This is a genomic window from Bradyrhizobium macuxiense, assembly GCF_001542415.1.
Lineage (GTDB): Bacteria > Pseudomonadota > Alphaproteobacteria > Rhizobiales > Xanthobacteraceae > Bradyrhizobium > Bradyrhizobium macuxiense.
In genome coordinates this window covers 26,460-35,253 of sequence record NZ_LNCU01000037.1, presented here as the reverse complement: position 1 = coordinate 35,253, position 8,794 = coordinate 26,460, and the positions used below count along the sequence as shown (strand labels likewise).

12 protein-coding genes and 2 pseudogenes are annotated in these 8,794 nt (G+C 64.4%); 6 read left to right on the top strand and 8 right to left on the bottom strand.

Features of this window, described 5'->3' with window-relative positions:
• Positions 1-820 (bottom strand): SDR family oxidoreductase (locus AS156_RS10760; protein WP_245312694.1); only part of this gene is annotated, 820 nt, incomplete at its 3' end.
• 116 nt (positions 821-936) lie between these two features.
• Here AS156_RS10760 and AS156_RS10755 point away from each other — a divergent pair.
• On the top strand, positions 937-1,347 hold the full coding sequence (locus AS156_RS10755) for a winged helix-turn-helix transcriptional regulator (RefSeq protein WP_066503579.1): 411 nt from the start codon (positions 937-939) through the stop codon (positions 1,345-1,347).
• A 287-nt stretch (positions 1,348-1,634) separates the two neighbouring features.
• Here the strand turns inward: AS156_RS10755 and AS156_RS44185 are convergent.
• From AS156_RS44185 to AS156_RS10740, 4 genes and pseudogenes are all read right to left on the bottom strand, one after another.
• A pseudogene (locus AS156_RS44185) lies at positions 1,635-2,162 on the bottom strand (phytanoyl-CoA dioxygenase family protein); the annotation flags it as partial.
• A gap of 1 nt (position 2,163) precedes the next feature.
• A pseudogene (locus AS156_RS44180) lies at positions 2,164-2,367 on the bottom strand (phytanoyl-CoA dioxygenase); the annotation flags it as partial.
• Between the two features lie 235 nt (positions 2,368-2,602).
• Entirely contained in the window at positions 2,603-2,968 is a 366-nt protein-coding gene (gene dksA / locus AS156_RS10745; RefSeq protein WP_171707889.1) for an RNA polymerase-binding protein DksA, read from the bottom strand.
• A 210-nt stretch (positions 2,969-3,178) separates the two neighbouring features.
• The gene (locus tag AS156_RS10740; RefSeq protein ID WP_066503567.1) at positions 3,179-3,790 is read right to left on the bottom strand and encodes an NAD(P)-dependent oxidoreductase; all 612 of its coding nucleotides are present in this window, start codon (positions 3,788-3,790) and stop codon (positions 3,179-3,181) included.
• Between the two features lie 104 nt (positions 3,791-3,894).
• On the opposite strand from AS156_RS10740, the gene AS156_RS10735 reads away from it, so the two are divergent.
• Positions 3,895-4,281 (top strand): winged helix-turn-helix transcriptional regulator, encoded by a 387-nt coding sequence (locus tag AS156_RS10735; RefSeq protein ID WP_066503565.1) that lies wholly within the window; start codon positions 3,895-3,897, stop codon positions 4,279-4,281.
• Positions 4,282-4,315: 34 nt separating this feature from the next.
• Here AS156_RS10735 and AS156_RS10730 read toward each other — a convergent pair whose 3' ends face one another.
• Complete coding sequence (locus AS156_RS10730) at positions 4,316-4,729, bottom strand: flagellar assembly protein FliX (protein WP_066503562.1); 414 nt, start codon at positions 4,727-4,729, stop codon at positions 4,316-4,318.
• A gap of 265 nt (positions 4,730-4,994) precedes the next feature.
• Between AS156_RS10730 and AS156_RS10725 the strand changes: the two genes are divergently transcribed.
• From AS156_RS10725 to AS156_RS10710, 4 genes are all read left to right on the top strand, one after another.
• The gene (locus AS156_RS10725; RefSeq protein WP_066503560.1) at positions 4,995-6,119 is read left to right on the top strand and encodes a flagellar basal body P-ring protein FlgI; all 1,125 of its coding nucleotides are present in this window, start codon (positions 4,995-4,997) and stop codon (positions 6,117-6,119) included.
• A gap of 32 nt (positions 6,120-6,151) precedes the next feature.
• Positions 6,152-6,475 (top strand): flagellar assembly peptidoglycan hydrolase FlgJ, encoded by a 324-nt coding sequence (flgJ, locus tag AS156_RS10720; RefSeq protein WP_066503578.1) that lies wholly within the window; start codon positions 6,152-6,154, stop codon positions 6,473-6,475.
• Positions 6,476-6,496: 21 nt separating this feature from the next.
• A complete protein-coding gene (locus tag AS156_RS10715; RefSeq protein ID WP_136626131.1) occupies positions 6,497-6,994 on the top strand; it encodes a hypothetical protein in 498 nt (165 codons plus the stop codon).
• Between the two features lie 166 nt (positions 6,995-7,160).
• Complete coding sequence (locus AS156_RS10710) at positions 7,161-7,547, top strand: flagellar protein FlaG (protein WP_066503557.1); 387 nt, start codon at positions 7,161-7,163, stop codon at positions 7,545-7,547.
• A 207-nt stretch (positions 7,548-7,754) separates the two neighbouring features.
• Here the strand turns inward: AS156_RS10710 and AS156_RS10705 are convergent, their stop codons facing one another.
• Together AS156_RS10705 and flaF are read right to left on the bottom strand one after the other, a co-directional pair.
• A complete protein-coding gene (locus AS156_RS10705) occupies positions 7,755-8,120 on the bottom strand; it encodes a hypothetical protein (protein WP_066503556.1) in 366 nt (121 codons plus the stop codon).
• A 25-nt stretch (positions 8,121-8,145) separates the two neighbouring features.
• Positions 8,146-8,511: a flagellar biosynthesis regulator FlaF gene (gene flaF / locus AS156_RS10700; RefSeq protein ID WP_066503555.1), complete on the bottom strand. Its 366-nt coding sequence runs from the start codon at positions 8,509-8,511 to the stop codon at positions 8,146-8,148.
• Positions 8,512-8,794 lie beyond the last annotated feature (283 nt).

The window sequence follows — 8,794 nt, the reverse complement described above, 5'->3', positions numbered from 1 at the left end:
CCCGCCTCGCCTTACTGCCGAGCTTAGCGCGCAGCACGCGGGCAATCTGCAGGACCGACATGGTCTCGCCGGACACCGCGAGGAAGCGCTCACCTTTGGCCTTGGGCGACGTCATCGCACGCAGATGCAGGTCGGCAACGTCGCGCACGTCGACGAGGCCGAAATGGATCCGCGGCACCGCCGGCATCGCACCGTCGAGCAGTGCCTTGATGATGCCGATCGACTCCGAGAAGTCGGGGCCGAGCGCCGGGCCGAACACCGCGGTGGGATTGACGACGGCAAGCTCGAGCCCGCCGCCCTCGCGCGCGATGAAATCCCAGGCAGCGCGCTCGGCCAGCGTCTTGGATTTCGGGTAGGCCTGCACGTCGTTGCTGTCGAGATTGGTCCAGACCGTCTCGTCGAACGGCGTCGAGCGCAGCGGATGCCCGTAGCCGATCGCGGCAAAGGACGACGTCACGACGACGCGCTTGACTCCGGCGTCGCGCGCCGCGCGCAACACGCGCAACGTTCCTTCGCGCGCCGGCACGATCAGCTCGTTCTCGTCCTTGGGCTCGTAGGACACCAGGGGCGAGGCAACATGGAACACGTAGTCGCAACCGGCCGCCGCCTCGCGCCAGCCGTCGTCACGCAACAGATCGGCGGCGACGAAGCCGACCTTGTCGGGAGACGACGCACCGCCCGCGCGCAACATCGCCAGAACGTCCTTGCTGCGGTCGAGGTTGCGCACCGTGGTCCGCACCTCGTGACCGGCGGCCAGCAGCTGCAGGATGGTATGTACGCCGATAAAGCCGGAGCCGCCGGTGACCAGAACCGTGCTCATGTTGTCGCCCTTCTCCTTGTTCGCCAGGGCTTGCGGAAATCGCGCCGCCCACCCTGCACACGCCGCATCTGGTCATTATTTGAACCGGGGCAAGTAGGATGAATTTCGAGACCAGTATGGAAAACAATACTACGGATGTGTGTTGCGGCGGCGACGGCGAGAGCTGCCCGACCGACCCGGCCCTGCTGATCGAATTCAAGCATGCGATCCACGCGCTGGGCGGCAAATGGAAGCTCGAGATCCTGTTCGAGCTGATGAACGGCGGCGTCCGCTTCGGCGCGCTGCGCCGGGCGCTCGCGCCGGTCACCCAGCACATGCTGACAGCGCAGCTGCGCGAGCTCGAGCGCGACGGGCTGGTGTCGCGAAACGTGTTGGTCGAGAAGCCGCTGCAGGTCGAATACGAGCTGACGGATTCGGCCTGGGGATTGATCCCTGCGTTTCGGGAGTTGCTGGCGTGGTCGAAGGCTTTCGGCCCGCGCCGCAATGTCGCGATTAGTGGGACAACAGTTGGAGCTGGAATCGCCTGAGTATGCCGAGCTGCCCCCACGTCGGCGCTGCGCCCCCTCTCCCGCTTGCGGGGAGGGTCGGGGTGGGGGTATCTCCACGCGCGAGGTTCTTCGTGGGGAGAGAGCCCCCACCCGCCGCGCGCCTTGCGCGCGTCGGCCTCCCCCGCAAGCGGGAGAGGCGGACCAAGTTCGCGGACAGGCCTTGCTATTCAAGGATCAAACCACCTCACCCCATCCCAAGCGCCATCCGGATCGCGACCTCGACCGGCGAGTATGCACCGTCCTCCCGCTCGAGCCGGTATGGCTCNGCTCGCCCGCGCCCAGTGCCGGCTGGGCCATGAAGCGCGGGGTCCTTCCCCGGTGCTTCTGTGCCGCGTGCACGAGGAAGGGATGACACAGATAGACCGTGCCCGCCTCGCCCGTCGCCAGCGCCACCTCGCAATCGGCGCCGACCTTGTCGAGCCTCATGCGCGCACGTCCGGCCTCGCCCGCCGGCGCCAGATATCGCGCCATCTGAAAATGCGAGCCGACCCTGATCCGCGTCGGCGCATCGTCCTCGCCGACATCGGAAAACAGGAACAGCATCAACAGCGCTCGCCCGCGCGAGACGACGTTGACCCGCCAGGCGGAGAAGTCATGCCGCTCGTTCGGATCGCAATCGTCGCCGGGAAAGCTGACGTCGACATGCCAGCCGGCGTCGCCGGGATCGTCCGGATGCGGAAAGCGCACCGGAAAGGTTCCGATGTTGTCGCGCGGGGACCAGCGGCCGGGACCGGCGATCTGGTCGAATGCCCGATGCAGCAACGGCATGGTGATCGCCTGCCGGAACGGCTCGCNGCCGCCATATCCCGGCAGCCGGATCACCGGCCGCGTCCAGGTCGACGGATCATGCTTGCTGCACGGCAGGTCGCGCCACATGATGGCTTGACCCTGCTCGGCAAGTTCCCGCGGAAAGGCGTTGTCGATCCTGACAAAACCCTGTTCGATGAATTGCGCGATTTGCGCGTCGCTGAGCGCACGCGCGTCGTCTCGATCGTTCATGATTGTCTCTCAAGCTGTCGCCAGCCATTGATGGTCCGCGATGCGCGGAACCCGGCCGGCTCATTCGGTTCACTGGAATCCCGCGAGGTGGAGCGCGGGGTCGATCAGCGCTTCCGCGCGGAAGCGGGATCAGCCCAGGAAAAAGGCCGAAGCGATGTTGAGAGTACGTGTCATCATAGCGGCGCGACTCTACAACCCGTGCGCGCCGGGATCAAACAGTGGCGATCAGCCGCCACTATTCGTCGCGATAGACCTTCTCGCGCTTCTCGTGGCGTTCCTGCGCCTCCACCGACAGCGTTGCGATCGGGCGGGCTTCGAGCCGCTTCAGCGAGATCGGTTCACCGGTCTCTTCGCAATAGCCGTAGGTGTTGTCTTCGATGCGCTGGAGTGCCGCGTCAATCTTGGAGATCAGCTTGCGTTGACGATCTCGGGCGCGAAGCTCGATCGCACGATCCGTTTCCGAGGACGCGCGGTCGGCCAGGTCGGGATGATTGACGTTCTCTTCCTGCAAAGTCTGCAGCGTGATCTTCGATTCGCGGAGGATCTCATCCTTCCAGGCGAGGAGCTTGGCGCGAAAATAGTCGCGCTGCCGCTCGTTCATGAAAGGCTCTTTCTCAGTCGGCCGGTAGTTCTTCAGCTTTTCCAAAGGCAGCCATGTCCCTGTGAAGCGGAGGGAACATCTCCCCTCCGCGCGGCGCCTTATATAGCCACGTCATGTGACAGACAATATCTGCCACCGGCAAAGCGGGGCCGCCCCCAAGGCCTTGCACAGGCAAACTTATCCGGGCCAGTACGGGGGCGCCCTGCCCCGTCAGTAGCCGACCGTGAAACGTTTCCGGATATGCGCCGGGCGCTCGATTTCGTCGGCGAGTGCAACTGCGAAATCCTCGAACGAGATCGAGCTTTTGCCGTCTGCAGCGATCAAAAGCTGGTCGGTCCCGAGACGGAACTTGCCGGTCCGCTCGCCCGCCACGAACAGCGCCGAGGGCGACAGGAAGGTCCAGTTGAGTTCCTTCTCCTGCCACAGCAAATCGAGGAATTCGGCGCCCTTGGACGCCTCGGCCTTGTATTGGGGCGGGAAATTCGGGGTTGTTACCAGCCGGACGCCGGGCGCCACATCGAGGCTGCCGGCCCCGCCGACCACGAGGTAGCGGCCGACCCTGGACTCCTTGGCCGCCCCGATCAGCTTGGCCGGGTCGCTGACCGTGAAATGGACGGAACTGATCGCGGCGTCGTGGCCCGCCCACAGTGCGGCAAGCCCGGCCTGGTCGTTCACGTCGCCCTTCTTGGCGGTGACGTTGGCGAGCGCAGCAATCTTCTCGGGGTTGCGGGCGATGGCGGTGACGGCGTGGCCGCGGCGGGCGAGTTCCGCGGTGATGCGCGAGCCGGCCTGGCCGGACGCGCCGGCAATGGCGATCTTCATCTCAAGTCTCCGATGGTTGGTTTCTAATAGTGACTAGATAGCAATACGGATGTAGGTGTGAAGAACGCACTCTTGCCTCACCTGATTACGCCGGAGTAACCGCGATGAAAGCTGCCAGCCTGAAACCGGACGCCTATTCCGCCAATTGCCCGACGCGCCAGATCCTCGACCGGGTCGGCGACAAATGGGCGGTGCTGATCCTGTTGCTGCTGCGCAGCGAGCCGATGCGCTTCAATCAGTTACGCCGCGCGATTGAAGGCATCTCGCAGAAGATGCTGTCGCAGGTGTTGAAGAGCCTGGAGCGCGACGGGCTGCTCCGTCGTCGCGCGATCGCGACCGTCCCGGTCACGGTGGAATATTCGATCACACCGCTCGGACTGACGCTTGCCGAAGCGGTCGATCCGTTGCGCGACTGGGCCGAGCAGAATTTGAAGGAGGTGCTGGCCGCGCAGCGCCGCTACGATACGCAGCGCAAGGCGCTGGCGGCCTAACCTCGGGAGACGAGCAAGGCGAACGCCGTTGCGCTCAGTATTGACCGGCCTTGGCGAGCTCGACTTCGACGCGGAGCTCGATCTCGCCCAGCACGGCATCGAGGCCGGGATCGCCGGAGGATTCCTTCAGGTTCGCAGCCGCGTTGCGCAGCCGGCTCACGGTCGAGGAATCGAAATTGCCGGAGAGCAGGCCGAGCTTGAGGTCGTCGAGCACGTCGAGCGCGCCCTTGCCGCGGGCAACCGAGCGCTTGCGGCGTTCGGTCGGGTCTTCCACGCCCTGCAGCGCCAGCAGCGCGTCGAGGCTGGTTGCGGCCATCGGCGCAGCGGCGGAGCGGACCTCCTCCTGCGCGGACGTCGCATCCGGCAGCGCGAAACCGCTCGACGAGGTGCGGCGCGTGGAGCTGGTCGACGTGCCAAGCGTGGTGCCGTTCGGTCCGTAGATGCGCATCGTGGTGATCCCGCAGGCCTGATTGCCGAGAGCATCGCCGTCTTATGGTTAACGGCGCGTAAACGACCCGGCAATTTCTGCCGCTGCACGGCAGTTTCGCGCAGGCTGCCAAACCGGTGGCGAGCAGCGGCCCGACAATTTCGATAAACATATCAATACCCTGCCCCGACGAAACGACATGGCACAGGGCTCGCATGGTTAACGGCGGATCGCCGTCATGGGAGTGTCGCGTGATCCAATTTGTGAGTTCGAGGGGAGCATCGGGATGCCTGGCATCCGCACCGTAAGATTATTGGGGTTGGCCTGCGCCGCGTTGCTGGCGCTGGCGGCCTCGGCCATGCCTGCCGCTGCGACGTCGCGGATCAAGGATCTCGCCAATATCGAGGGCGTGCGCCAGAACCAGTTGATCGGCTACGGCCTCGTGGTCGGCCTCAACGGCACCGGCGACACCCTCAACAACATCCCCTTTACCAAGCAGTCGCTGCAGGCGATGCTCGAACGCATGGGCGTCAACATCCGCGGCGCCACCATCCGCACCGGCAACGTCGCCGCGGTGATGGTCACCGGCAATCTGCCGGCGTTCGGCACCCAGGGCACCCGCATGGACGTCACTGTGTCCGCGCTCGGCGACGCCAAGGATCTGCGCGGCGGCACCCTGCTCGTCACGCCCCTGCTCGGCGCCGACGGCAATGTCTATGCGGTGGCGCAGGGCACGCTCGCGATCTCCGGTTTCCAGGCCGAGGGCGAGGCCGCCAAGGTGGTGCGCGGCGTGCCGACGGTCGGCCGTATCGCCAACGGCGCCATCATCGAGCGCGAGATCGAGTTCGCGCTCAACCGGCTGCCCAATGTGCGGCTCGCGCTGCGCAACGCCGACTTCACCACCGCCAAGCGCATCGCCGCCGCGGTCAACGACTATCTCGGCGTCAAGACCGCCGAGCCGCTCGATCCCTCCACCGTGCAGCTCTCGATCCCGCCGGAGTTCAAGGGCAATGTCGTCGCCTTCCTGACCGAGATCGAACAGTTGCAGGTCGAACCGGATCTTGCCGCCAAGATCGTGATCGACGAACGCTCCGGCATCATCGTGATGGGCCGCGACGTCCGCGTCGCCACGGTTGCGGTCGCGCAGGGCAACCTCACCGTCACGATCTCGGAAAGCCCGCAGGTCAGCCAGCCCAATCCGCTGTCGCGCGGACGAACCGTGGTGACGCCGCGCAGCAATGTCCAGGTCACCGAGGACGGCAAGAAATTTGCGGTCGTGAAGAGCGGCGTGTCGCTGCAGCAGCTCGTCGACGGTCTCAACGGCCTCGGCATCGGGCCGCGCGATCTCATCAGCATCCTGCAGGCGATCAAGGCCGCCGGCGCGATCGAAGCCGACATCGAGGTGATGTGATGGGTAGCCTGATCAACGGCAATGGCAGCAGCATGCCGCGGCAGGCGCTGATGCCGCTCTACAACAGCCGCCCCGATCCGGTGCTGGAGGACGCGCTGACCAAGGTGCCGGCGCAAGCCCAGGCCAAGGCGAAGAAGACTGCGACCGATTTCGAATCGATGTTCCTGAACTCGATGTTCTCGCAGATGACGAGTGGCCTGAACGGTGACGGCCCGTTCGGCAACACGGTCGGCACCGGCGTGTGGCGATCGATGCTGACCGACCAGTATGCCAAGAAGTTCGCCCAAGCCGGCGGCGTCGGCATTTCCAACGAAGTGTTCCGCTCGCTGATCATTCAGCAAGCGAAGCAAGGCTAGTTCGGCTCGAGGAGAAGCGTGATGAATCAGCGCCCACAGCAGCGGCCCGCATCGGCCCCCACGGCACGGCCGGCGATGACGACACCTCCCGACGTCGCGAGGCTCGCCAAGGAGCTGATGGACGTGATGAGCGCGCTGCTCGGCGTCGTCGAGCAGGAAACCGAGCTGGTGCGCGCCGGCAAGGTGCGCGAGGGCATGCGGCTGGAGACGCAGAAATCGGACCTGTCGCGGCGTTACATGATCGCGGTGGAGCATCTGAAGTCCATGCAGAAGATGCTGTCGCAGACGGAGCCCGAGCTGCTCGCGGCATTGCGGCGCCATCACGAGACGTTCCGCGCCATGCTGCAGGTCAACCTGACGGTGCTCGCGACCGCGCACGCGGTCTCCGAAGGGATCGTGCGCGGCGTCAATGCCGAGGTGCAGCGTCGCAACGTCCCCAACACCTACACGGCGGCCGGACGGCGCGCAGCGCCCGGCCCGCGCAACATGACGCCGCTCGCCGTCAGCCGTTCGCTCTGAGGCGCGCAGCACTCGCTCAAATTTTCCTCAATTCGACACGGGTCGGTCAGCGCCCCGTTCAGCGTGTTCCCTAACAGCCTATTGAGAGGTTCCCCGTAGAGTTGCGGATCGTGAGGGGTTGGGATTTGACTCAAGCAAACTAGTGCTCTCGCACTAAGAGGCTGCCATGAGTACGGATTTCAACATCAAGCCGGTGGGGGCACCGGTTGCAGCGCCGATCGCATCTCCCGCAAGCTCGACGGCGCAGAAAGCGGTTGCGACCGAACTGCCGCCGAGCCAGAGCGTCACCGCTCCGGAGCCGACCGTTCGCGTTTCGATCGACGCGAATGCCGCGAATGCGCAGGCCTCAACTCAGGCAGCCACGTTCAAGAACCAGATCATCATCGACCGCGATGCATCCGCCGTGGTCTATCAGGTGGTCGACAATCGTACCAATCTGGTGGTGAGGCAGTACCCGGAGGAAGCCGTGCTGCGCCGCCGCGCCTATTTCCACACGCTCGACCTCGGCAAGGATGCGCCGCCCCGCGCGCATCCGACTGACCGTGAGGTCTAATCTTGCTGCGTCACAAGCGCCTAAGCCTTCATCTAAAAGGCTGTGAATCTCCGCGGCCCGTCATTGCGAGGAGCGATAGCGACGAAGCAATCCATGTTTCCACGTATGCCGCACGATGGATTGCTTCGCTTCGCTCGCAATGACGAGAATGGCCGTTACCCCGAGGACCTTGTGACGCAGTAGGATTAGGCAACCTCAACCGAACCGTCAGGTCGTTTGGTTGGCGTAGGCCTGATCGAGATAAGTCGATCCGGTCGCCGGATCGCTGACGACGTTCTTGATCAGCGCCGTACCGGCCTGGACCAGCGTGAACTTGGTATCGCCGACCCTGAAGCCGCCGTCCTTGATCAGCACGTCCTGATACTTGCTGGTGCCGTCGCTCTGATAGTGCACCTTGGCGCGGAAGCCCGAGACGTTCGACACCGTGATGTTGAACGACTTGTTGTTGGCGTACTTGCCGCTCCAGCCGCCTTCATAGAGCTTCGGATCGACGGCAACATAGGGCGTGTTCGACGGAACGGTCAGCCCGACCGCCTTGTAGTTGGCCGACAGGATGCTCATCAGATCGGCCATGCCGGGCTCCGTCGCGATCGGCCGATCAGGCGCGGCCGGACAGGCCGGCGGCGAGATTGCAGTTGATGTCGATCAGCGACTTCAGCTTCGCCGGATCGGGATTCATCTGCATCTCGACGGTCTGCTTCATCACGAACACGGCGATGTTGGCGATGTTCTGCCGGATCTCGAGCGGCTGCGGATTGTCGTTGCCCTCCGCCGCGCTCATGAAGATCGACCACAGACGACGGTTGAACAGCAGCGCCTGCTCCATCTCCTTGCCGGGTCCCGTCCAGTTGGCCTGGACTTCCTGCAGCTGCCGGGCAGCCTTCAACAGCGCCTGCGCTTCGATTTCCCGTGGAGACGCCGTCGTTGCGGACGTGCGCGCGTAGGCCTGGGCTGCGTTCGACATTCAATGACCTCGATGGATGCGGATTTCTCGAGCCGCAAAGACTGCAAAAGATTGCTCGATTTATATGCCGGAAACGCCTTTAAATATGGTTAGCAGCCGTTACCAAGTGTGCCTTTCTCACGGCACGGACAGATACTGAAATACCTGCAAATGAAGAGAAACGGCGGAGCTGTCCCCCGCCGTTTCAGAACCCTTTGTCGCTGCGCTTAGCGGAGCAGCTGGAGCACGCTCTGCTGGCTCTGATTGGCGAGCGCCAATGCGGATACCGCGATCGACTGGCGGG